This is a genomic window from Luteimonas sp. AC640a (assembly GCF_979256585.1).
Window position 1 is genome coordinate 140,846 of record NZ_CEEDOV010000002.1, and the last position, 23,894, is coordinate 164,739.

Annotated in this window: 19 protein-coding genes; 5 read left to right on the plus strand and 14 right to left on the minus strand. The window is 66.7% G+C overall.

The annotated features are described in order from the left end of the window. Positions 1–69: 69 nt before the first annotated feature. The gene (locus tag ACZ9YD_RS01385; protein WP_465073350.1) at positions 70–2,301 is read left to right on the plus strand and encodes an NADP-dependent isocitrate dehydrogenase; all 2,232 of its coding nucleotides are present in this window, start codon (positions 70–72) and stop codon (positions 2,299–2,301) included. Positions 2,302–2,944: 643 nt separating this feature from the next. Here ACZ9YD_RS01385 and ACZ9YD_RS01390 read toward each other — a convergent pair. The 5 genes from ACZ9YD_RS01390 to ACZ9YD_RS01410 form a co-directional block, all read right to left on the minus strand. Then, positions 2,945–3,697, minus strand: a complete 753-nt coding sequence (locus ACZ9YD_RS01390) for an N-acetylmuramoyl-L-alanine amidase (RefSeq protein ID WP_465073351.1) — start codon at positions 3,695–3,697, stop codon at positions 2,945–2,947. Positions 3,698–3,753: 56 nt separating this feature from the next. After that, entirely contained in the window at positions 3,754–4,014 is a 261-nt protein-coding gene (locus tag ACZ9YD_RS01395) for a hypothetical protein (RefSeq protein ID WP_465073352.1), read from the minus strand. A gap of 48 nt (positions 4,015–4,062) precedes the next feature. Next, positions 4,063–4,365 carry a hypothetical protein gene (locus ACZ9YD_RS01400; protein ID WP_465073353.1) on the minus strand — a complete coding sequence of 101 codons (303 nt, stop codon included), beginning with the start codon at positions 4,363–4,365 and terminating at the stop codon, positions 4,063–4,065. Between the two features lie 55 nt (positions 4,366–4,420). Further along, positions 4,421–6,283, minus strand: a complete 1,863-nt coding sequence (locus ACZ9YD_RS01405) for a S8 family peptidase (protein WP_465073354.1) — start codon at positions 6,281–6,283, stop codon at positions 4,421–4,423. 80 nt (positions 6,284–6,363) lie between these two features. After that, on the minus strand, positions 6,364–8,919 hold the full coding sequence (locus ACZ9YD_RS01410) for an ESPR-type extended signal peptide-containing protein (protein WP_465073355.1): 2,556 nt from the start codon (positions 8,917–8,919) through the stop codon (positions 6,364–6,366). 229 nt (positions 8,920–9,148) lie between these two features. Here ACZ9YD_RS01410 and ACZ9YD_RS01415 point away from each other — a divergent pair, with 229 nt between their 5' ends. Then, the gene (locus ACZ9YD_RS01415; RefSeq protein WP_465073356.1) at positions 9,149–10,501 is read left to right on the plus strand and encodes a sensor histidine kinase; all 1,353 of its coding nucleotides are present in this window, start codon (positions 9,149–9,151) and stop codon (positions 10,499–10,501) included. On the opposite strand, the gene ACZ9YD_RS01420 is transcribed toward ACZ9YD_RS01415, so the two are convergent. From ACZ9YD_RS01420 to ACZ9YD_RS01445, 6 genes are all read right to left on the minus strand, one after another. Next, positions 10,485–11,189, minus strand: a complete 705-nt coding sequence (locus ACZ9YD_RS01420; RefSeq protein WP_465073357.1) for a response regulator transcription factor — start codon at positions 11,187–11,189, stop codon at positions 10,485–10,487. The two genes, ACZ9YD_RS01415 and ACZ9YD_RS01420, sit on opposite strands and share 17 nt — an antisense overlap. A 161-nt stretch (positions 11,190–11,350) precedes the next feature. Next, positions 11,351–12,727: an ammonium transporter gene (locus tag ACZ9YD_RS01425; protein WP_465073358.1), complete on the minus strand. Its 1,377-nt coding sequence runs from the start codon at positions 12,725–12,727 to the stop codon at positions 11,351–11,353. A 19-nt stretch (positions 12,728–12,746) separates the two neighbouring features. Further along, complete coding sequence (locus ACZ9YD_RS01430) at positions 12,747–13,085, minus strand: P-II family nitrogen regulator (protein WP_159681228.1); 339 nt, start codon at positions 13,083–13,085, stop codon at positions 12,747–12,749. A 28-nt stretch (positions 13,086–13,113) separates the two neighbouring features. After that, positions 13,114–13,818 (minus strand): TorF family putative porin, encoded by a 705-nt coding sequence (locus ACZ9YD_RS01435; RefSeq protein ID WP_465073359.1) that lies wholly within the window; start codon positions 13,816–13,818, stop codon positions 13,114–13,116. 279 nt (positions 13,819–14,097) lie between these two features. After that, entirely contained in the window at positions 14,098–15,507 is a 1,410-nt protein-coding gene (gene glnA, locus ACZ9YD_RS01440) for a type I glutamate--ammonia ligase (RefSeq protein ID WP_465073360.1), read from the minus strand. Positions 15,508–15,673: 166 nt separating this feature from the next. Further along, positions 15,674–16,147 (minus strand): Lrp/AsnC family transcriptional regulator, encoded by a 474-nt coding sequence (locus tag ACZ9YD_RS01445; protein ID WP_465073361.1) that lies wholly within the window; start codon positions 16,145–16,147, stop codon positions 15,674–15,676. Between the two features lie 130 nt (positions 16,148–16,277). Here ACZ9YD_RS01445 and phhA point away from each other — a divergent pair, with 130 nt between their 5' ends. Then, on the plus strand, positions 16,278–17,180 hold the full coding sequence (gene phhA / locus ACZ9YD_RS01450; protein WP_465073362.1) for a phenylalanine 4-monooxygenase: 903 nt from the start codon (positions 16,278–16,280) through the stop codon (positions 17,178–17,180). Between the two features lie 308 nt (positions 17,181–17,488). On the opposite strand, the gene ACZ9YD_RS01455 is transcribed toward phhA, so the two are convergent. The 3 genes from ACZ9YD_RS01455 to ACZ9YD_RS01465 all read right to left on the minus strand — a co-directional run bounded on the left by ACZ9YD_RS01455 (position 17,489) and on the right by ACZ9YD_RS01465 (position 21,792). Continuing rightward, the gene (locus tag ACZ9YD_RS01455; RefSeq protein WP_465073363.1) at positions 17,489–19,621 is read right to left on the minus strand and encodes a TonB-dependent receptor family protein; all 2,133 of its coding nucleotides are present in this window, start codon (positions 19,619–19,621) and stop codon (positions 17,489–17,491) included. Beyond that, positions 19,621–20,076, minus strand: a complete 456-nt coding sequence (gene azu / locus ACZ9YD_RS01460; protein WP_465073364.1) for an azurin — start codon at positions 20,074–20,076, stop codon at positions 19,621–19,623. Before azu ends, ACZ9YD_RS01455 begins: the two co-directional genes overlap by 1 nt. Positions 20,077–20,586: 510 nt before the next feature. Beyond that, positions 20,587–21,792 (minus strand): amino acid aminotransferase, encoded by a 1,206-nt coding sequence (locus ACZ9YD_RS01465; RefSeq protein ID WP_465073365.1) that lies wholly within the window; start codon positions 21,790–21,792, stop codon positions 20,587–20,589. Between the two features lie 166 nt (positions 21,793–21,958). On the opposite strand from ACZ9YD_RS01465, the gene ACZ9YD_RS01470 reads away from it, so the two are divergent. Next, positions 21,959–22,993: a class 1 fructose-bisphosphatase gene (locus ACZ9YD_RS01470; RefSeq protein ID WP_465073366.1), complete on the plus strand. Its 1,035-nt coding sequence runs from the start codon at positions 21,959–21,961 to the stop codon at positions 22,991–22,993. After that, positions 22,990–23,697, plus strand: a complete 708-nt coding sequence (locus ACZ9YD_RS01475; RefSeq protein ID WP_465073367.1) for a 2OG-Fe(II) oxygenase — start codon at positions 22,990–22,992, stop codon at positions 23,695–23,697. Before ACZ9YD_RS01470 ends, ACZ9YD_RS01475 begins: the two co-directional genes overlap by 4 nt. The last annotated feature ends 197 nt before the right edge of the window (positions 23,698–23,894 follow it).

Consider the following 23,894-nt stretch of genomic DNA (forward strand, 5'->3'; position numbering starts at 1 on the left):
CGCGGCCACTGGATGCCGCAACGCACGCCGGCCACGCAATTCCCCCGTTTCCAGACGAGACACGCCCGCATGTCCGATACGCCGAAGATCCTCTACACGCTCACCGACGAAGCCCCGTACCTGGCGACGCAGTCGCTGCTGCCGATCGTCGAGGCATTCACCAAACCGGCGGGCATCGCGGTCGAAACGCGCGACATCTCGCTGGCCGGCCGCATCCTGGCCCAGTTCCCGGACGTGCTGACCGACGCGCAGCAGATCAGCGACCACCTCGCCGAACTCGGCCAGCTGGCGACCACGCCCGAAGCCAACATCATCAAGCTGCCGAACATCAGCGCTTCGGTGCCGCAGCTGAAAGCGGCGATCAAGGAACTGCAGGGCCAGGGTTTCGCGCTGCCGGATTACCCGGACGTGTCCAAGACCGATGCAGAGACCGACATCAAGGCGCGCTTCGACCGCACCAAGGGCAGCGCGGTGAACCCGGTGCTGCGCGAAGGCAATTCCGATCGCCGCGCGCCGAAGTCGGTGAAGGCGTTCGCGCGCAAGCATCCGCATCGCATGGGCAAGTGGTCGAGCGATTCGAAGTCGCACGTCGCGCACATGGAAGAAGGCGATTTCTACGGCAGCGAACGCTCGGCAACGTTGGAGAAGGCCGGCGCGCTGAAGATCGAACTCGTCGGCAGCGACGGTGCGACGACCGTGCTCAAGGATGCGGTGAAGGTGCAGGCCGGCGAGATCGTCGATGCCGCGGTGATGTCGCGCAAGGCGCTGTCGAGCTTCATCGAAGCGCAGATCGAAGACGCGAAGGCCAAGGGGGTGCTGTTCTCGCTGCACCTCAAGGCGACGATGATGAAGGTCTCCGACCCGATCATGTTCGGCATCGTCGTGCAGGCGTTCTATCGTGACGTGCTGGAGAAGCATGCCGATGCACTGGCGCAGGTCGGCTTCGATGCCAACAACGGCATCGGTGATCTGTACGCGCGCATCCAGACCCTGCCGCAGGACCAGCAGGACGCGATCCGCGCCGACATCGACGCGCTCTACGCCACGCGCCCGGCGCTGGCGATGGTCAATTCCGACAAGGGCATCACCAACCTGCACGTGCCGAGCGACGTCATCGTCGACGCCTCGATGCCGGCAATGATCCGTGACTCGGGCGGCATGTGGAACGCCGACGGCAAGCTGCAGGATGCCAAGGCCGTGATCCCGGATCGCTGCTACGCCGATGTGTTCCAGGCGGTCATCGACGACTGCAAGACGCACGGCGCGCTCGATCCGACGACGATGGGCTCGGTGCCCAACGTCGGCCTGATGGCGCAGAAGGCCGAGGAATACGGCAGCCACGACAAGACCTTCCAGATCCCCGGCGACGGCACCGTGCGCGTCACCGATGGCGACGGCAACGTGGTGTTCGAGCAGGCGGTCGAGAGCGGCGACATCTGGCGCATGTGCCAGACCAAGGACGCGCCCATCCAGGACTGGGTGAAGCTCGCGGTGAACCGCGCGCGTCTGTCGGAGACACCGGCGGTGTTCTGGCTCGACAAGTCGCGCGCGCACGACGCGCAGGTGATCGCCAAGGTCGAGACCTACCTCAAGGATCACGACACCGCCGGTCTCGACCTGCGCGTGCTGCCGCCGGTCGAGGCGACGACATTCTCGCTGGCGCGCATCCGCAAGGGCGAAGACACGATCTCGGTCACCGGCAACGTGCTGCGCGACTACCTGACCGACCTGTTCCCGATCATGGAGCTGGGCACCAGCGCCAAGATGCTGTCGATCGTGCCGCTGATGGCCGGCGGCGGCCTGTTCGAAACCGGCGCCGGCGGCAGCGCGCCCAAGCACGTGCAGCAGTTCGTCGAAGAGAACTACCTGCGCTGGGATTCGCTCGGCGAGTTCCTCGCACTCGCGGCGTCGCTCGAACATCTCGGCAACGCCTACGACAACCCGAAGGCCAAGGTACTGGCCGCCGCGCTCGACGTCGCCAACGGCCGCATCCTCGACGAGAACCGCTCGCCGGCACGCAAGGTCGGCGAACTCGACAACCGCGGCAGCCACTTCTACTTGGCCCAGTACTGGGCACAGGCCCTGGTCGACCAGAACGACGACGACGATCTGAAGGCGACGTTCGCACCGGTGGCGAAGGCGCTGACGGACGGCGAAGCGGCGATCCTGTCCGAGCTCAACGGCGCGCAGGGCAAGCCGGTGGAGATCGGGGGTTACTACCATCCGGATCTGGCGAAGGTGGTCGAGGCGATGCGCCCGAGCAAGACGCTCAATGCAGCGATCGATTCGCTCAAGCAGTAAGACGTCCGTTTCAATGTGTGATCGACAGGCCCGCTTCGGCGGGCCTGTTGCGTTGTGCGTTTCGCTTCGCTTTCGACTCGGCGTTGCAGTTGCGTTTGCCGTTGCTGTTGCTGTTGCTGTTGCCGTTGCCGTTGCCGTTGCCGTGGATTTTTCCTGACGGCGCTCCAAACCTACGTACCCGGAGGGCGCCGCACATGGATGTGCGGCGTTTTCCGACCGAGGCAGGATGCTGAGTCGGAAAATCCCGCTGCACGTGACGCCGCGGGCTTCGGACGTGTCGGGGAGACGTTTTTCTTTGGTTCCGTTTCTTTTGGGGTCAACCAAAAGAAATGAACTCGGCCGCGTTAGCGGACGAAAGCCTTTGATCTACGCCTGTGCGTTTGCCTACGGCAGGAGAAGCAACGTCAAACGCTTCCACTCGCCTTACGGCGAGCGGGTTCATTTCTTTTGCTGGCCCAAAAGAAACGGAACCAAAGAAAAGGGCCAGCCCCGACGAAGCTCAGCCGGCGTGTCACCTGTTCCGGGATTTTCCGACTCGCCATCCTGGCACGGTCGGAAAACGGCGGGCATCCATGCCCGCCGCCCTACGCGTCTGCAGACATCGGCACGGCGAATCGATAACGGCAGGAGCAAAGCAGAAGCGCTACCGCTGCGCGGCAGCATCCGCTGGAATCGTCCACCCCTGCACCAGCGCATGGAGGATCCGCCGATCCTCCGCATCCAGCGGCCCATCGGCCAGCGCACGGAACCGCAACCGGAACGCCCGCGACGTCGCATCGAGGTCATCCACCGGATAGCCCACGACCCGCAAGGCCTGCACCACGTCGAAGTCCGCCGGCGCAGGCGGTGTGTCGTCGCGTGGCCAGACGCCGTAGCCATGTTGCGCGAGACGCTTCCACGGGAAATGCACGCCCGGATCGACCTTGCGGCCGGGTGCGAGATCGGAGTGGGCGATGAAGTTTTCGGCCGGAATGCGCCAGCGCGTTTTCAGATCGCCCAGCAACACCAACAGGCTCTCGACCAGCGGTTCGGTGAAGGGCACGCGGCCGTTGTTGTCGAGTTCGATGCCGATCGAGGCCGAGTTCACGTCCGACACCGCGCCCCAGCTGCCGGCACCTGCATGCCAGGCGCGGTCGAGATCGGACACGAGCTGATAGCGTGCGCCGTCCTGGCCGATCAGGTAATGCGAACTCACGCGGCCGCCACTGTTGGACGTACGCAGCGTGTCGAGACTGCGCTGCACCGAATCCTGTTCGGTGTAATGCAGCACCACCAGCACCGGTCGACGCGCATCGTGATTGGTCGATGGCACCCAGGTGGCGAGCGGATTGCGGGGCGACTGGTGGGCGCAGGCCGACAGCAGCAGCGCGGCGAACAGAATGATTGGGATGCGCATGTCCGCATTGCACCCGCTCGCGCGCGTGCGCGCAACCCGTGCAGTGGGCCAAGCGATCAGCGATCGAGCACGACGCGCACGTCAGTGCGGTCCTGTTGATGTTCGAGACGTGCTTCGAACCAACAGCCGTCACGGACGAGGCGTTCGCATTTCCAGGACAGGAAATCGAGCGACCAGGCGCCTTGCGCGGCCTGACTGCGCTGCAGGAATGTCGCGAGATCGAACACGGCTTCGAGCCGGCGATCCTCGCGCGCGGACCAGTCAGTCCAGGTCAGCAGCCAGTCGTAGTTCGCCGATGGGCGGGTCTTTGATTGCATCGATCGTGTCGCATCGCAGACGCGTTCGCGCCACGACGGAGTGGGGTGCTAGCCGGTTGTCGCGATTGCACCGTTCAGAGAAGACAGGACCTGGCCTGGATCCCGCACGATGCGCAGCACGTCTACGCCGCTACGTGTGTCGTGTGTCGCGATCTCGTACCACTCACCCGTGCGGATCAGTCGCGCACTGGCCCAGGAGACGAACGCGAACTGCCAGTCCGTGCCGGTCATGCCGCTGCGGTGGACGAAATCGGAGAGTGCGACTTCGAGTACTTCGCAGCCATCGTCCGTCGGCCCCCAGTACGGCAGGACCGTCAGCCAGTCGAAACGGGTATCCGGCGGCGGGCGCATAGTCGTGGGCGATGGCCTCCCGCGTCGGCACGCCGACGCGGGAGTCACCTCCGATTTACTGGCGTGCGACCAGGGTCATGCCGGCATACGTGCCGGTCAGGCGGACGTAGTAGGTGCCGGCCACCGGCGCGGTGAAGCGCACGGTCTCGGTGTTGCTGTTGGCGCGCGTGGAGAAGCCGTCGCGATCGGTTGCTGTCGGCACGCGTCCGGCGGCGACGTACATCGACACGTTGCCGGTGCCGCTGTAGGTCATGAACGACAGCACCTTGCCGGCCTCGGCCTGAAAGCTGTAGACCGCATCTTCGGCGCCGTTCGAGAGCCCGCGCAGTTCCACCTTGTTCGACAGCTGCACTGTCGGCGGCACGCAGTTCTCGGTGCACGGCGGCTGGGTGGCGCGGTTGAGCAATGTCGCCACATCGAGAATGCCGGTACCCATCGGCGTGGAGCCCGGAATCGACGCCGGGAACGGACGCGCCGTCCGTCGCAGCAGGTCACGCATCTCGCCCCACGCCAGCGGCGTGTCGACGACGCTCTGCACCATCGCCACCGCGGCGGCGACGTGTGGCGATGCCATCGAGGTGCCGGTGTAGCCGCCCAGGCTGTACTCGGTGGTCGGACGCGTCGTGCCGTTGTTGATGGCCTGGAAGATGTAGCCGTTCGGATCACCGTCCACCGAGCCACCGCCACCCGGCGCCGACAGGTCCACGCGCGTGCCCCAGCTCGAGTAGCTCGCCTTGCCGCCGGTGACGCGCGTGGCGCCGACGACGATGACGCCATTGCACGCGCCCATCGTGTAGGTGCTCGCATCGGCACTCGAATTGCCGGCGGCGACGACGATGATCGAGCCGAGATTGTTCACGGCGTTGATCGCGTCCTGGTAGACGGTGGGACACGCAGACGGACCGCCGCTGCCCAGGCTCATGTTGATCACTTCTGCCGGATTCTGGTTGAGCGGCAGGCCATCGACCTGCGCGCCGGCTGCCCACAGCATGCCGTCGGCGATGTCGCTGCCGTAGCCGCCGCACGACCCGAGCACGCGCACGGGCATGACCTTCGCGTTGTGTGCGAGACCGGCCAGGCCGAGGCTGTTGTTGGTCTGCTGGGCGATCGTGCCGGACACATGGCTGCCGTGCCAGGAGCTGTCCTGGGCGGCATGCGGCGATGCACCGAGGACGGTGCAGTAATTGGCTTCGACCCAGTCGCCGACATCCCAGCCACCCGCGACGCGCGCATCGGTGTCGCGGCGCGAGATGCGCTTGTCGGAGATCATGTCGTAACCGGGCAGCACGTTGACCGCGAGATCGGCGTGGTTCTGCACGATGCCGGTATCGATGACGGCCACGACCACGCCTTCGCCGGTCGAGATATCCCAGCCCTGTTCGGCGCGAACACCACCGGTGGCGTTGTGGAAATTCCACTGCAGAGCCGAATAGCCCGGGTCGTTCGGTGCAGCGGCCCGCACTGCACTGGTGCTGCGAGCGACGTCGGCGCGCTGGTACAGACGGTCGGCCTCGACTTTCAGCACACCCGGCTCGGCCGACAGCTCGCGGATGAAGCTTGCCTGCTCCGATTCCGTCAGCACGCGTGAGGTCTGTACGACATGCCAGCCCGGTGCGCCCATGCTGCGCAGCACGCGCGCGGTGGCGGCAGGCCGCGCGGCCGCGGTGCTGTTCGCGCGCACGGCGCTGGCGAGTCCGGCGCGGCGTACCGAGGTACCCAGCGCGCTGGTCAATGCCGCGCGACCCGGTGCCACCGCAGCCGTGGTCTTGACCACAAAACGCTGGCCGCCCAGGCCTGCGGACTGTGTCGTGGCGAGGTCACGGGTGACGGTGCGGTCGAGGCGGGGCTGCGCGGCCTGGGCGGCGCCGGTCAGCAGGATGGCGGCGATGGCGGCGCCGAGGGTGGTCTGGATGCGCATGGAGCGTGTCTCCGACGAAAAATGGATGCCCGGATGGGCGAATCGGGAAAGGCCACGGCGGGTGACGCCGCCGCCGAACATCACAGGTCGATACCGAAGCCGATACCAGCGGATGTCTCGTCGCCGCTGAAGGCGCCGCCGAGACTGAAGGACGCGCGCTCGCCGACCCGTTTCGCATAGCCGATCGACAGTGCCTGCTCACCACTCTGGAAACCGGCACCGACCGCAACCCGGCCGCGCGGGCTCTGGGTGCCTGCAGCGTTCGTCGCCATGTTGAGCATCGCCGCGCTCATCGCGCCCTGCTTGTCCATGCGGCGATCGACGTCGCTGAAACGACGCTCGACATCGCCACGGTAGGTCTCGAACTGGTCGCCCCAGCTCGCCAGACGCTGGTCGGTGTAGGCCTTGGAAGTCGACACCGCCTGCGTGGCCGTCGTGTCAGCGTAGGCCTTGGCCTCTGTGACCCCGGCCTGCAGCTGGCCCACGTTGGCCGCATCGGTCGACTGCGTGCCGGCGGCGACGTTGGTGATTTGGCGCTGGTTCGCAGCGCTGCCCACCGACACCGTGTTCGCACGATCGGCGACCGCGCCCTGGCCCAGCGCCACGGCGCCTTGCGCGGTGACGCTCGCACCCTGGCCGATCGCGGTGCCGGAGGCCGCTGTCACCGATGCGCTCTCGCCGACTGCGACGGCATTGGTGGCGTTCGCGGTGATGCTGCTGTTCGCACCGAGCGCGGTGCTGCCGTCGGCGTTGACGCGCGCGTTGCCGCCGAGCGCGGTGTCATTGGGCCCGTGCGCGTAGGCATCGCCGCCGACCGCCACGCCATTGCTGCCGTTCGCCGCTGCGCCCGAACCCACCGCGACCGCGTTGGTGTCGGCGCCGACCGTGGCCGGCGCGTCGCCGCCGATCGAGACGCGATCGTTGGTCGCCGGATTCGAATCGATCGTCGTCTCGACCGCACCGACGCGGTTCTTGAGATTGCTGATCTCCACGTCGAGTGCGGCGAAGGACGCACCGATCGACGCATGGTTCGTGCCCTGGATCGCGTAGCTCGGCGCGGTGAACGCGCCGAACGCGGTGACGGTAGCGCCACCGCCCAGGACGTCCGCGGCGCTCTGCAGGCCCGCATGCAGCTGGCGACCATTGATCGCATCACTGCTCGCGGCCGACACTACGCCATCGGTCAGGTTGCCGATGCGCGTGCCTGCGCTGCCCGCGAGTGTCAGGGTGGCCTTGTCAGCGGTGTCGTAGACGACTGCGTTCTCGGCAAGCTCGCCCAGACCCGACGTCATGGCACGCACTTGCGCCAGGTTCACCGCATCGGTGCCCTCGGTGCCGGCAGCGACATTGGTGATCTGGCGCTCTTTGCCGGCGCGACCGACCGAGATCGTGTTCGCTCGATCTGCCAAAGAGTCCGCACCCAGTGCCACGCTGCCATCGATCGGTGCCCACAAGCCGCTGTCTTCCTGGATGCCGACGAACGCGTTCGGACCGATCGCCACCGAGCGTGACCCGTGCACTTCCGCGTCGGTACCCATCGCAATGCTGTCGACGTAGAGAATCGGGTCGCCCTCACCCCAGAAGTAGCCGTTCCACACCGTCGCTTTGCCGATCGCGATGCTGTTGCGGCCTGCCGCCCACGAGCCGCTGCCCAGGCCGGTGGCGTTGACGCCGGACGCGAACGCGCCCCAGCCGACCGCGGTCGAGTTCTCGCCCCAGGCGCTGGAAAAACTGCCCAGCGCGTTCGCACTCACCGCCATGGCGCGCGCGCCCGCGCCGATCGCGGTGGCCCAGTCGTATGCCGCATCCGCGCGATCGCCGACCGCCGTTGCGTCGTAGCCATTCGCCTGGGTCACGTAGCCGATCGCGATCGAGCGGATACCGCTGGCGTTGGCCAGTGCGCCGATCGCCGTCGACGCGTATTCGAGTGCTTGCGCGCCGCCTCCAATCGCGGTCGACAGACGGCCCGATGCACGCGTGTTCTGCAGGTCGGAACCCGCGAAGCCTGCACCGATCTGATCTTCGAGCACGTCGACGATGCCGCCGATCGCGACCGCCGACTTGCCGCTGGTCTCTGTCTGCGCGCCGATCGCGGTATTGAAGTCGCCATTGGCCTGCGCACCCGCGCCCAGGGCGGTCGAAGCCAGACCATTTGCCATGGTCTGCTGATCGAGGACCACGCCGTAGCTACCGATCTCGCTGTAGTCCAGGCGCAGCATGCCGCCGACGGCCGTCGCCGAACTGCCGGTTGCCAGGCTGTCCTTGCCGACCGCGGTCGCATCGTTGGCGACCGCCAATGCGCCGCCGCCGAGCGCCGTGGCACCGCTGCCGATCGCCGCAGCGGCTTCGCCGGCGGCCAATGCGTTGTCGCCTTCCACGTATGCGCCCGCATCGCTGTCGGCACTGCCGCTGGCCTGGAAGTAACGTGCGACATCGCCCGCATCGACGGCGGTCGGTGTGTCGAACGTCTGCAGGCCCACTGCCGTGGCCTGCGCCATCACGGTCATCGGCAGGGCCAGCGCGAGGCTGGCGAGCAGTACGCCGGCCCGGCGGCCGTTGCGCGAACGCGCCAGTTCAGAGGCCACGACCATGCGGCCGAGCGTGGCGTTCCAGAGGGTGCGGTAGATGCGGTTCATTTCAGTGGCTCCGGCAGGCGTTTCGTGAAGGCGCACGCGGTCGTGCGGCGGGCTCATGCCCGCCACGTCCGGCGTCCGTGTCTGTCTTGGCCCTGTCATCCCGATCGGGTAGGGCAAACCCGTGCAGCGAACGTACGAGCGCGGTAGTCCCCTTGTCACCCGCGTTTTCTCGCCGGAAGATCACCGCTATCTCACCGCCGTCCGCGTGGTGCAGCGCAACGCGAGCGCCATGTCCAATCCTGTTCTCCGATGGCTCGACCGGGCGCCGATCGACGATGTCGTCGATCGGCGCAACGCCCGCGTGATCCAGGTCCTGCTGCTGTTCCTGGCGGTCACCGTGCCGGCGATGGTCGTCTTTGGCGTCGCGATGACGTGGTCGACGCTGTCGCAGGGCCCGATCGCGCCGGCGCTGCTCATCTCGCTGGGTTTCAGCCTGTCGATCGCGGTGCTCGCAGGTGTCGGCGTGTGGATGATCCGGCGTGGCAGGTTCCGCCCTGCGGTGCGCACGATGCTCGTCGTGCTGCTGACGATGCTGTTCGTCAACGCGTTCGCGAACGGCTTCGAACGGCAGCTGCCCGATCAGCTCGCGCAGATGCTGGTACTGATCCTCAGTGGTCTGGTGCTCGGGCGGCGTACCTTGTGGATCGTGTTCGTCGCCTTGCTTGCCATGGTCGCGGTGGGCTCGGTGCACGATGCGATGGTGCTGTTCGCCGAGACACCGGGACGCGCGTTCTACAACGTGCCCTCGACGCTCTTCAGCTATTTCCTGGTCGCGATCCTCACCGACCGCACCACCGAAGCACTGCGCGAAAGCCTGCGCGAATCGAATGCGCGTGGCGAAGCGCTGGAGCAGGAAATCCGCGAGCGCGAGCGCACGCATGCGCAGCTGATCCACGCGCAGAAAAAGGAAATCACCGAGCGCATGGCCAGCGGCATGGCGCATGACTTCAACAACATCTTCTCGGTCATCGCCGGCTTCTCGGCCGAACGCCACGAAGACGACGGCGGCAGCGATGCACAGCGCGCCTCGCAGCTGGAGAACAGCCTGGAATCTGTGGGAGCGTCCGCGCGGCGCGGCATGGCGATCAGCCGCCGCCTGCTGCGATTCAGCCGTCGCGACGATGCACAGGCGGAAGTGTTCGATGCAGGCGAAGCGATCGAAACGCTGCAGCCGATGCTGCGCCAGTTGCTGGACGCGCACATCGTGCTGACCTGCACGCGCGCCGACGCACCGCTGCCGATCCTGTTCGACCGCAGCCAGTTCGAACTGATGCTGCTCAACCTGGCATCCAACGCACGCGATGCGATTCCCGGCAACGGCACGTTCGCGATCGATGCGCGCAGCGAGCGCAGCGACGTCGTGATCGCGCTGCGCGACGACGGCGCAGGCATGCCGGCGGCAGTGGCCGCGCGCGTGTTCGAGCCGTTCTTCAGCACCAAGCCTGCCGACAGCGGCACCGGCCTGGGCCTGGCGGTGGTCCACGAACTGGTGACCAAGGCCGGTGGCAGGATCGAGGTGACCAGCGCGCCCGGCGCGGGCACCACCTTCCGGATCGCGCTGCCGCTCAGTCCCGCAGCGTGAGCATGTAGCCGCGGCCGCGGACGGCGGTCAGCGGCAGTTCGTCACCACAGCGCGCCTGGGTCTTGCTGCGCAGGCGATGGATCATCGAATCGATGCGATGCGCATCGAAGTCGTGCACGTGTTCGGTCAGCGCTTCGATCAACTGCTCGCGCGAAACCAGCTCGCCGGGTGCATCGAACAGGCGCCTGCACAGACGGCGCTCACTCTGCGTCAGTGCCGCCGAGCCGCCGGACGGCGACAGCAGGCACCAGCCGTCTGCACTCATCCGCCAGCCGCGGCCTGGGTCGCGCGCAGGCGCGGGAGACGTGCCGATGCGCCGGGCGAGACTGTGCAGCGTGGCGGCCAGCAGGTCGATCTCGACCGGCTTGGTCAAGTACGCATCGGCGCCTTCGGCCAGGCCGCGCACGCGATCGCCGGTCTCGCCGCGACTGGTCAGCATCACCACGCCGAGTTGCGGGCGGGTCTCGCGCAGCGCGCGCGCAACGCTGAATCCGTCACCGTCGGGCAGGCCGACATCCAGCACGACCAGATCGACCGTGGCCGTCTCCAGATGCGCGCGCAGCGACGCGATGGTCTCGAATCCGACCGCGTCGAAGCCGAAGCGGTGCAGCCCGGGCAGCAGGATGCGCTCGCGCAACATGGCCTCGTCCTCGAGCACGGCGACGTGCAACGGGGCGTGCGCGGTCATGGCGGAAAGGAGCCGGTCATCGTGGCCGGCATCCTAGCCCCACTGGCGCGACGTGGACAGACACGCGCAAAAAAAAGCGGGCGCCGGCCTTCCCCGCCGTCGCCCGCTGGCCCCACTTTCGTGGCCGGCGTCCGCGTGCTGCGCGGACGCCGGTTGTGCGCTTATTTCTCGTAGGCCGATTCGCCGTGCGAGACGATGTCCAGACCTTCGCGCTCTTCGTCCTCGGTCACGCGCAGACCGACGACGAGCTTGACGATCAGCATCACCACCGCGGTCACCACGGCGCACCACAGCACGGTAAACGCGACGCTGACGAACTGCACCCAGACCTGCGCGCCGATCGCGAGATCGACTTCGGTGCCGCCCAGCGACTGCGCGCTGAAGACACCCGTCAGCAGGGCGCCGACGATGCCGCCGATGCCATGCACGCCGAACACGTCGAGGCTGTCATCCGCGCGCAGCAGGCGCTTGAGACCGGTGACGCCCCACACGCAAAGCGCGCCGGCGGCCAGACCGATCACCAGTGCGCCCATCGGACCCACGGTGCCCGCAGCCGGGGTGATGCCGACCAGACCCGCGATCGCACCCGAAGCCGCGCCCAGTGCCGACGGACGACCCTTGGTGAAGGCTTCGACGATGCTCCAGGCGACCACGCCGGCCGAGGTGGCGACCATGGTGTTGAGCATGGCCAGCGACGCGCTGGCATCGGCAGCGAGCGCCGAGCCGGCATTGAAGCCGAACCAACCCACCCACAGCAGCGATGCGCCGATGAAGGTGAACGGCACGCTGTGCGGCTTGATCGCTTCCTTGCCGTAACCCAGACGCTTGCCGAGGAAGTACGCGCCCACCAGACCGGCGACACCGGCGTTGATGTGCACCACCGTGCCGCCGGCGAAATCGATCACGCCCTTGTGCGCGAGGAAGCCCGCTTCACCGCTCCACACCATGTGCACCATCGGCAGGTAGGCGAACGTCACCCACAGGATGGAGAACAGCAGCACCGCCGAAAACTTGATGCGCTCGGCGAAGGAGCCGACGACCAGCGCCGTGGTGATACCGGCGAACGTCGACTGGAACACGATGAACAGGAATTCCGGCAGACCGCCCGCATCCGTTTCCGCGGTGATGCCGCGCAGGAAGGCTTTCTCGGTGAACGAACCGAAGAACGCATTGCCTTCGGTGAACGCTGCGCTGTAGCCGTAGGCCACCCACAGGATGATCACCACCGAGAACACCACCAGCACCTGCATGATCACCGACAGCACGTTCTTCGAGCGCACCATGCCGCCGTAGAACAGCGCCAGGCCCGGCACCACCATCAGCAGTACCAGCAGCGTGGAGGTGAGCATCCACGCCACGTTGCCGCTGTCGAACGTCACGGCCTCGGCCGTTTCCACCACCGCCACGGCGGTTTCGGCCGCCGGCAGGTCCTGCGCGAATGCGCCACCTGCCACGCCGAACAACGCGCACGCACACAACAGCATCAGGCACAGCGCCTGCATCCGGGTCTGCCACCCGCGGGACTCGATCTTTTTCATTTCAGACATCTCCGTGGGGTCAGAGCGCGTCGGCGCCGATTTCGCCGGTGCGGATACGCAGGGCCTGTTCCAGGGCGAGTACGAATACCTTGCCGTCGCCGACCTTGCCGGTGCCCGCCGCCTTGGTGATCGCCTCGATCGCCGCCTCGAACACGTCGTCGCTGACCGCGCATTCGATCTTCAGCTTGGGCAGGAAATCGACAACGTACTCGGCGCCGCGATAGAGCTCGGTATGGCCTTTCTGTCGGCCGAAGCCCTTGACCTCGGTGACGGTCAGGCCGGTGACGCCGGCCTCGCCGAGTGCCTCGCGGACCTCGTCGAGCTTGAACGGGCGGATGATCGCGATGATCAGTTTCATGTGGGTCTCCAGATGCGCGCGCGCCGCGTCAGAACGACTTGGTGACGGCGAGGGTGATGGTGTCGTCGGGACCGATCAGGTCGTTGTCGTTGAAGTTCAGCGCGATGTCGAAGCCGTTGTCGAACGACTTGCCCACGCCTGCCGACCAGAACGCGTACGTCGCAGTGCCCGCGCTGCCGGCAACCCACTGCTTGCCCACGGCGCCGTTGAGCGTCCAGCTGGGTGCGAACTCCCAGCCGACGGCGACGTCGAGGTTGCTGCTGCCGTCGGAGTCGGGAATGCCGAACAGATCGGTGAAGGCGTACGAGTACTTGGCGCTGAGGATGTTCCAGCTCACACCGGCGTAGAGCTCGGTGGTGTCGGCCTTGTTGAAGCCTGCGGGGTAACTGCCCGGATACCAGTAGTGCACGGCGCCGACGTCGTAGCCGAAGCCGCTGTCGCCGAAATCGCCGCGGAAACCGATGTAGCCGTCGAGTTCGAGCTGGCTGGAGATGTCGGGATCGGAATCGGACAGCCAGCTGATGCTGCTGCCCCAGGTGCCGACATAGAAACCGCTGTCGTGCGCCCATTCGACACCGCCCTGCAGGGCAGGTTTTTCGTCGGTCTGGGTGACGCCGCGGAACAGGTAATCGCTGGTCAGCGTGATCGAGCCGGAGACTTCCGCGTGCGCGGCACCGGCGGACAGCAGACCTGCGCACAGCAGTGTGGCGAGTGCGTTCTTGCGTGACGACATGACAGGCTCCTCAAATGAATGGAAAGCCCTCCCCGGTCAGTACGTACTGCGTTTGTTGTTGTTCTTTTCGCAGGCGGAACGTTCGACGTCGGCGCCCCCTGGCTGCCGTCGCCACGACCGACGCTCTATGGCGTCTGTGCGGCCGCTGTCCAATCCATCGGTTGAATCCCTGACTCCGTGCGCCTGTCGGCGGTGCCGCCCACCGTGGGGGAGGGAGGCGCCGCCGTCGGGCGGTGAAACGCAACGGGGCCGGCCAATGGCCGACCCCGCGCTGGTGCGTCAGATCGCGTAATACATCTGGTATTCGAGCGGGTGGGTCGCGCCGCGGAACGCGGTGACTTCCTTCATCTTCAGCGCGATGTACGCATCGATGAAGTCGTCGGAGAACACACCGCCGGCCTTGAGGAAGTCGCGGTCCTTGTCGAGCGCGTCGAGTGCCTGGTCCAGCGAGTGGCACACGGTCGGGAAGTTCTTCTCTTCCTCGGGCGGCAGGTCGTAGAGATCCTTGTCGCTCGGGCCGCCCGGATCGATCTGGTTCTTGATGCCGTCCAGACCCGCCATCATCAGCGCGGCGAAGGTCAGGTAGCCGGACTGCATCGGATCGGGGAAGCGCATTTCGATGCGGCGCGCCTTCGGATTGGCGACGTACGGAATGCGGCACGAGGCCGAACGGTTCGACGCCGAGTAGGCCAGCATTACCGGCGCTTCGAAGCCCGGCACCAGACGCTTGTAGGAGTTGGTCGACGCGTTGGAGAACGCGTTGATCGCACGGGCGTGCTTGAAGACGCCGCCGATGTACCACAGCGCGGTCTGGCTCAGGCCGCCGTAGCCGTCACCGGTGAACAGGTTGGTGCCGCCCTTGGCCAGGCTCTGGTGCACGTGCATGCCGCTGCCGTTGTCGCCGACGATCGGCTTGGGCATGAAGGTCGCGGTCTTGCCGTTGCGGAAGGCGACGTTCTTGACGATGTACTTCATCGTCTGCAGTTCGTCGGCCTTGGCGACCAGCGAATTGAAGCGCGTGCCGATCTCGCACTGGCCCGCGTTCGCGACTTCGTGGTGGTGCACTTCGACTTCGATGCCAACCTGTTCCAGCGTCTTGCACATCTCGGCGCGGATGTCGTGCAGCGAGTCGAGCGGCGCGACCGGGAAGTAGCCGCCCTTGATGCCGGGACGATAGCCGCTGTTGCCGCCTTCGTATTCCTTGGCCGAGTTCCAGTGCGCTTCTTCCGATTCGATGTGGAAGAAGGTATGGCCCATCTCGTTCGCGTAGCGCACCGAATCGAAGATGAAGAACTCGGGCTCGGGGCCGAAGAACGCCTGGTCGGCGATGCCGCTGGACTTCAGGAACGCCTCGGCCTGCTTCGCGATGCCGCGCGGATCGCGCTCGTAGGACTGCATCGTGGTCGGATCGAGGATATCGCAGGTCAGCACCAGCGTCGGATCGGCGGTGAAGGGATCGACGAACGCGGTGGACGCGTCGGGCAGCAGCACCATGTCGGAATTCTGGATGCCCTTCCAGCCGCTGATCGACGAGCCGTCGAACATCTTGCCGTCCTCGAACAGGCCGGGCTCGATGATCGACTTCGGGAACGTGACGTGGTGCTGCACGCCACGCATATCGGTGAACCGCAGATCGATGAACTCGATCTTGTGGTCCTTGATCAGCTTTTCGAGATTTTCGGTGGACATCGGGAACGACCGCCTTGCGTGTTGATTGTGTCCTGGATAACGCAATGGCCGTGCCAACTCCGCAGGGCCAATCGAATCAACCATTTACACATTCCGAACTATCTGGCTGCGCCAATTCACCTACGTAGTTGGTGCGTTATTCCGACAGATGCACCTCGATGGTGCGTCAGGATGGCAGTGGCAGACCGCGGTCGGCCTTGACCGTACGCAGCACGAAGCTCGAGTTCACGTCGTCGACCGCGGGCTGGTTGAGCAGGCGGTCGAGTAGGAAGCGCGAGAAGTGTTCGAGATCGCGCACCACAACCTGCAGCAGGTAGTCCATGTCGCCGGTCAGGGCGTGACAGGCGATCACCTCTTCCCAGCCGTTGACCAATGCGGCGAAGCCGGCGACCGCGGCGCTGTCATGGTGCTTGAGCTGCACGCGCACGAAGGCCTGCAGGCCGAGGCCCAGGCGCTCGGCGCTGACGTCGGCGCGATAGCCGGCGATCACGCCATCGCGTTCCAGCCGCTGCACCCGGCGGAGGCAGGCCGAGGGCGACAGATGGATGCGCTCGGCAAGGTCGGCATTGGTCAGCCGGCCGTTGCGCTGCAGCTCGGCCAGCAGCAGCAGGTCAGTGCGGTCGAGCTCGGCAGCAGCCATGATCGTTGTCCTGAATTGCGTATTGACGCACGATTATTGCGCGTATGCGGCGTAGGCGCGCAATGACGCAAGCCTGTTGCGGCGCATCGGCGCTATCTTCGTGGATCTGATGAATTCCACCGGAGTCGCTATGTCCGCCCAGCCGTCGAACGCCCCGCGCCGCGTCGAGAACCTGCAGACCGACAAGGGCAAGGTGCCGGTCTACGCCACCGGCATCGTCGAGCAGCCCTGGGAAACCTACAGCGCTGACGACCACGCGACCTGGGCCGCGCTCTATGCGCGCCAGCGCGAGTTGCTGGTCGGCCGCGCCTGCGACGAATTCCTGCAGGCGCAGGACGCGATGGGCATGACGCCCGACGCGATTCCGAAGTTCACCGAACTCAACGCAGTGCTGGAAGCCGCGACCGGCTGGACCCTGCTCGGCGTCGAGGGCCTGCTCCCAGAACTCGATTTCTTCGATCACCTCGCCAACCGCCGCCTTCCGGTGACGTGGTGGATCCGTCGCCCCGACCAGATCGACTACATCGAAGAGCCCGATCTCTTCCACGATCTGTTCGGCCACGTGCCGCTGCTGATGAATCCGGTGTTCGCCGATTACATGGAGGCCTACGGCAAGGGCGGCGTCAAAGCGCATGGCATCGGCCCGGACGCGCTGCAGAACCTGACGCGGCTGTACTGGTACACGGTCGAGTTCGGCCTGATCCAGCAGGCGGACGGCCTGCGCATCTTCGGCGCGGGCATCGTGTCGTCGAAGGGCGAATCGATCTACTCGCTGGAATCCGACGCGCCCAACCGCATCGGCTTCGACCTCGAACGCATCATGCGCACGCGCTACCGCATCGACACCTACCAGAAGACCTATTTCGTCATCGACAGCTTCGAACAGCTGATGGACGCGACCGGCCCGGACTTCACTCCGATCTATGCGCGCCTGGCGCAGCAGGACACGGTGGGCGCGGGGACGGTGCGCGACGAGGATCGCGTGTTCCATCGCGGCACGGGCGAGGGATGGACGGCGGGTGGGGATGTTTGATTGATGGGTCAGCGTATGCGGTGACTTCGACAGATCGCACCACTGCATGACCCGTCGCCCCAGCGCACGCTGGGGCCCATTTTGATCTTGCGTTTTAAATCGAACTGACAGATCGCTGCGAACATGGATCCCAGCTTGACCAGACATGCGTCTGTTGAAAGCCGCTGGGATGACGGAACGTGTGCCAACGCATTGAGCGGCCAATCGCGCACCCAACAAGTTCAAGTCCCGTTGCGTGATTCAACGCATCAAACGAAGACAACGCACTTTTCCGTAAGATGGGTAGAGCGCAGCAAAACCCATTCGCGTCACCGATTCCACGTCCACTGCGCCCCCAGCAGTACGCCGCGCCCCGGACCCGGCTCGTAGAACCGGCCGTTGCCTTCGTTGACGATCACCGAGCCGATGTAGGCCTGGTCGAGCACGTTGTCGACACGCACGAAGGTCCGCAGCTCGCCGGCATCGAAACGCCAGCGGCGTGCGCCTTCCAGATGCACGAGTGCGTAGCCGGCAGCGCGACCGGTGGCGAGATCATCGACGACGACATCACCCACGCCGACGCCTTCGATCGCCGCACTCCACGGCCCGCCGGTCCAGTCGAGCCGCGCGAACAGTTGCCGCGCCGGCACACCCGGAATCCGCGCGCCGGCCGCGACCGGCGTGGCCGGCACCGTGCAACCCACACCGGTGCAGACGAGATAGTCGTCGCGGAACGTCGCATCGAGCCAGGTCGCGGCGACGCTCAGATCGAGTGACGCACCCAGTGGCTGGCGCAGCGAGAGTTCTGCGCCCTGGCGGCGCGCGCGGCCGATGTTCTGGAAGCTGCTGCGACCGCCGACATTGCGCGCGACCGCGAGTTCGTCGTCGGTCTCGGCGCGGAACAATGCCGCATTGAGCGTGGCGCCCGAACGCGCGCGCCACTTGGTGCCGAGCTCGAGGTTGTCGCTGATCGCCGGCGCCAGATCGAACGCGAAACCGGCGCCGCCGTCGGCGCGGTAGCCGAGTTCGTTGAACGTCGGTGTCTCGAAGCCGCGGCCGGCCGACAGATACACACGCAGATCCTCGTGCGGCGCGAACGTGAGGCCGGCGACCGGCGAGGTCTGACGGAACGCGATGCGGCCGCTGTCGTCGGGATTGGTCGCGGTCACGAAGGCATCGCGAGAGGTGAACTCGACCTCGCTGTGGCGCACGCCGGCCAGCAGCGACCAGCGCGGCGCGAAGGCCCAGTACGCCTGCGCGAACTGGTCGCGATTCTCGACCGTGTTGCGTTCGTCGCGGCGCAGCCGCCCACGCACACCGAGCGTGTCGCCGACAAAGTTCTCGAAGCCCTGCCGGCCCTGGCGCTGGCGATCGGCGTTCGCGCCCACGGTGAGTTCGAGCGGGCGTCCGGCCCACTCGCCTTCCCAGCTCCAGCGCAGATCGAGCCCGCCGTAAGCGTTGTCGAGATCGATGACGCCGCCGGAGCTCAGCGGGTTGCCCTGCGCACCGGGGGGAATCGGCAGGTACTGCACAACGGCGCGCTCGCCGCCATAGACCATCGCGCGCAGTGTCTGCGCATCGCCCACGCCGTGTTCGTAGACCGCGCCGGCCTGGGTCTGACGCACGGTCTTGCGCGTATCGAACTGGTTCGCGACCGCGGCGACCTGACGCGGATTCTCGCGCACCTGCGCAGCGGTCAGGCCGAGCGGATCCTGCGCGTCGATATCGACATGGTTCGCGACCAGATCGAGACGGCGACGGTCACCGAAATCGACATGCAGTTTCGCGTTCGCCGAATCGCGACGCGCGGCGCTGTGATCGCGCCAGCCATCGGTATCGAAACGCGACAGCGCGACGTTGTAGCCGACCGTCTCCGTGCCGCCGCGCAGCTGCGTCGACACACTGGTCGTGTTGTCGCGCCCGTGGCTGGCCTTGAACCGCCACGGATCACCCGCGTGTCCATCCGCGCTCCACAGCTGCACGACGCCGCCCGAGGAATTGCCGTACAGCGCCGAGAACGGCCCACGCATGATCTCGATACGGTCACCGCCGACGAGACTGAAATGCGAGAGCTGGCCCTGGCCGTCCGGCATCGACGCCGGAATGCCGTCGGCGAACAGGCGCACGCCGCGCACGCCAAAGGTGGAGCGCGCACCGAAGCCGCGGATCGACAGCTGCGTGTCCTGCGCGTGGTTCTGCCGGTCGCGCGCGAGCAGGCCTGGCACGCCCGACAGCGGCTCGGAGGCGACGGTGCCGGCGCGGTTGCTGTTTGCGTCGTCGAGACGGATCGCATCGACCGAGGCCGGCGTGTCGAAGTCACTGACGCCGCGCAGCCGCGTCGCATCGACGCGCACGCGTTCGAGCGTGATGGGGGCATCGTCAGTCGCCTGCGCCTGCGCGAAGCCGGGCGAGAGCAGGATCAGCGACAGCGCGGATGCGAGCGCGGTGGGGGCCGCGCGCATCAACCGAACACCAGCTTGCCGCGCATCACGTTCCAGTGGCCGGGGAACGAGCAGAAGAAGGTGTAGTCGCCGCCGCGCGTCAGACCGGCGGTGGGGAAGGTAACGGTCGTCGTCTCGCCGCCACCGATGACTTTCGTGTGTGCAATAACACGCTTGTCGCCGGCGGGCAGATAGCTGCTGGCGAGATTCGCGCGACCGCCGGCGATCGCGATCGGGCGATAGTCTGCAGTGCGGGTCAGCACCCAGTTGTGGCCCATCGCCGCGGCCCTCTGGCGCCCGGTGTGGCGCAGGGTGAGGCGCACCTGGGTGCAGTCGGCGGCGACACGCAGCTCGTTCGTGTCGAAGCGCATCGCATCGTTGCTGCCGATCGACAGATCGCAGTTCCGCGCGAACGCGCCAGTGGCAGGCAACAACAGCAGCAGCGCGAGCGCGCCGCGCAAGGCGCGGTTCGGCATGACATCTCCGTGGGGCAGATCGGGGGCATGCGATGCGACGCATCGCGTCGCGCATTGTCGCAAAGGCCAGCGTGAACGACCCGGGACGGAATGTCGCAGGGAGAATCTCGCAAGGCTGCTGAGCACTTCTCATGACGGGCACGATGTCTTCGCGCGATGTCGCGCCCGCCTGTCGCCCGCCCTGCATCGAGATCGATCTCGCGACGCTGGTTGCGTCGGCGGCACGAGCGGACCGGCGCGAATATTCTGTGTACGTCGCGCCGTACGGAGCCGCGCAGCACCTGATCTATCGTGCGGCGATGCGCGCGCGTTTCACGTGCGATGCCGGTCCGCAGATGGGAAAGCCACCAAATAGCGCCGCGGACACGACGTTTCAACGCACTCCGCATCGGGCGCCATCGACACAGCGCGTAGACGATCCGGATCACCGGGGAACGGGTGTAGCGGCGCGCGCTCCCCTCCTGCGAAACGCGGTCACCCGTCCCGCGAGCGGGAGGGTGACGACTGCAATCAGCCGCGGCTGACGGCGGCGACGGCTTCGGCCACGTAATCCAGATTCTTCAGGCTCAACGCGGCCACGCAGATGCGGCCGGTGCCGACAGCGTAGATGCCGAACTCGTCGCGCAGGCGATCGACCTGCGGCCGACTCAGACCCGAGTACGAGAACATGCCGGCCTGTTCGCTGATGAAGGCGAACTCGGGTGCGCCGTTCGCGGCGAGCTTTTCGACCAGACCCGCACGCAGCGCGTGGATGCGAGTCCGCATCTCGCCCAGTTCCGCCTCCCAGCGCGCGCGCAGCTCCGGGCTGCCAAGCACGCCGGCGACCAGGGCGGCGCCATGCGTCGACGGACTCGAATAGTTCGCGCGGATGATGCGCTTGATCTGCGACTGCACCGCGCGGCTTTCCTCGGCGGTGCCCGAGACCACGGTCAGCGCGCCGACGCGCTCGCCGTAGAGCGAGAACGACTTCGAGTACGAGCTGGCGATGACGAAGGTCGCGATACCCGACTCGGCCAGCAGGCGGATCGCCGCGGCGTCCTGCTCGATGCCCTGGTCGAAGCCCTGGTAGGCGATGTCGATGAAGGGGAACAGGTCGCGCTCGCGCAGCACCTCGATGACCTGGCGCCACTGGTCGACGGTGAGGTCGGCGCCGGTCGGGTTGTGGCAGCAGGCGTGCAGCAGCACCACCGTGCCGGCGTCGAGCTTGCGCAGGTCAGCGAGCATGCCGGCGAAGTCGATGCCGTGCGTGGCGGCGTCGAAGTAGGTGTAGTCCACGACATCGAAGCCGACCGCGCCGAACACCGCTCGGTGGTTTTCCCAGCTCGGGTTGCTGATCGCGATGGTCGCGTGTCGCAGCAGCTTCTTCAGCAGGTCGGCGCCGGTGCGCAACGCGCCACTGCCGCCGATGGTCTGGGTGGTCGCGACGCGACCGGCGGCCAGCAGCGGCGACTCAACGCCGAACAGCAGCTCGCGGGTGGCCTTGGTGTAGTCGGGCATCCCGTCGATCGGCAGGTAACCACGCGGCTTGGCCTCGGCGGCCAGACGCTGTTCGATCTCGCGCACGGCGTCGAGCACGGGAATGCGACCGGCCTCGTCGTAGTAGATGCCCACACCCAGATTGACCTTGGTGGTGCGCGGATCGGCGTTGTAAGCCTCGGTCAGGCCGAGGATGGGATCACCGGGGACGAGTTCGACGTTCGCGAAAAAGGAGGACACGGGAGACTGCCTGCACGACGGAGGGAGGGCCTGATCGCGCGTGTCGCCTGCGACCAAACCCGCCCAGAATACCGGCCCGCGCGCACCGGTGCGATCTTCGCCGTGGGACAGCCATGGCCTTTGGCGCGACAATGCGGGTCTCCCCGACGCCAAGGACCGCCTGCGCATGCCCAGCATTTCCCTGACCCGCCATCTGATCGAGGAACAGCGCTCGGGCCACGTGACCCCGGACCTGCGGCTGCTGCTGGAAGTCGTGGCGCGCGCCTGCAAGCGCATCTCGGTGGCGGTCGGCAAGGGCGCGCTGGGCGATGTGCTGGGCGAGGCCGCAGCCGCCGGTGGCGGCGACAGCATCAACGTGCAGGGTGAGGCGCAGAAGAAACTCGATGTGATCAGCAACGAGATCCTGCTCGAGGCGAACGCCTGGGGCGGGCATCTGGCGGCGTGCGCGTCGGAGGAAATGGAGCATTGCCAGCAGATCCCCGATGCCTTCCCGCGCGGCAACTATCTGCTGGTGTTCGATCCCCTCGACGGCAGCTCCAACATCGACATCAATGCCAGCGTCGGCACGATCTTCTCGGTGTTGCGCTGCCCGGAAGGCGTCAGCGCGGCGCAGGACCACGACTTCCTGCAGGCCGGCAGCACCCAGGTCGCCGCCGGCTACTGCCTGTACGGCCCGAGCACCATGCTGGTGCTGACCATCGGCCACGGCACGCATGCGTTCACACTGGACCGCGAGCAGGGCTCGTTCGTACTGACGACGGGCCACATGCGCATTCCGGCGCAGACCCGCGAATTCGCGATCAACATGTCGAACCAGCGACACTGGGAAGCGCCGACGCAGGCCTACGTCAACGATCTGCTGGCCGGCCAGGACGGCCCGCGCGCCCAGGACTTCAACATGCGCTGGGTCGCGGCGATGGTCGGCGACGTGCACCGCATCCTGACCCGCGGCGGCATCTTCATCTATCCCTGGGACCGCAAGGACCCGTCCAAGCCCGGCAAGCTGCGACTGATGTACGAAGCGAACCCGATGGCGATGCTGGTCGAGCAGGCCGGCGGCGCGGCGACCAACGGCCGGACGCGCATCCTCGACATCGCCCCGACCTCGCTGCACCAGCGCGTGCCGGTGTTCCTGGGCTCGAAGGACGAAGTGGAGACCGCGACCCGCTACCACCTGCAGCACGACAGCGCCGCCGCATGAGCGCGCCGGCCGACTTCATCGAAGTCACGCCCGGCGCGCTGTCGGCCGAGGCCTGCGCGGCGATCGTCGCGCGGCTGCGGGCCAGCCCGGATCTGCACGCCGGCGAGATCGGCGGCGGCGTGTATCCCGAACTCAAGCGCAGCCGCGACCTGTCGATCAACGACCGTCCCGACTGGGCCGACGTGGTGCAGCAGCTCAACGTCGCGGTCTACGCCGGCCTGATGGCCTACCTGCGCAAATATCCGCAGACCCTGATCGCCCCGCTGATGCTGCAGCAGCCCGGCGCCGACGGTGCACTGCGCCGCCTGGAAGCCGACGACTTCCCGACGATGGACGACCAGCGCCTCGGCGGCCTGCTGCAGACCTGCCTGCGCCCGGGTGCGATCAACCTGCAGTGGTACGCGGCCGGCGAGGGCGGCTACCCGTACTGGCACTGCGAGCTCTACCCACGCGACGCCAGCGGCGAAACCCTGCATCGGCATCTGCTGTGGACGATCTACCTCAACGACGGCTTCGACGCCGGCGAAACCGAGTTCCTGTTCCAGCAACGCAAGATCACCCCCCGCACCGGCGACCTGCTGATCGCACCGACCGCCTTCACCCACACGCATCGCGGCAACCGGCCGCAGAACGGGGACAAGTGCATCGCCACGAGCTGGATTCTGTTCCAGCGGTCGGAGACGTTGTACGGGGGCGGATCCTGATCTGAACACCTCTCCCTCCGGGAGAGGTCGATGCGCACAGCGCGTCGGGTGAGGGCTGCTGTTGCTCGGCTTCGGCTCCTGCTTTTGCTCCTGCTTTTTGCTTTCCAGCTCTTGATCTGAAATCGAGCCGTAGAGCGAGCCGAGCACCGGAGCCTGGCGTGGCCGAAGAGCAGCCCATGTCTGAGCGCAGCGAGTTT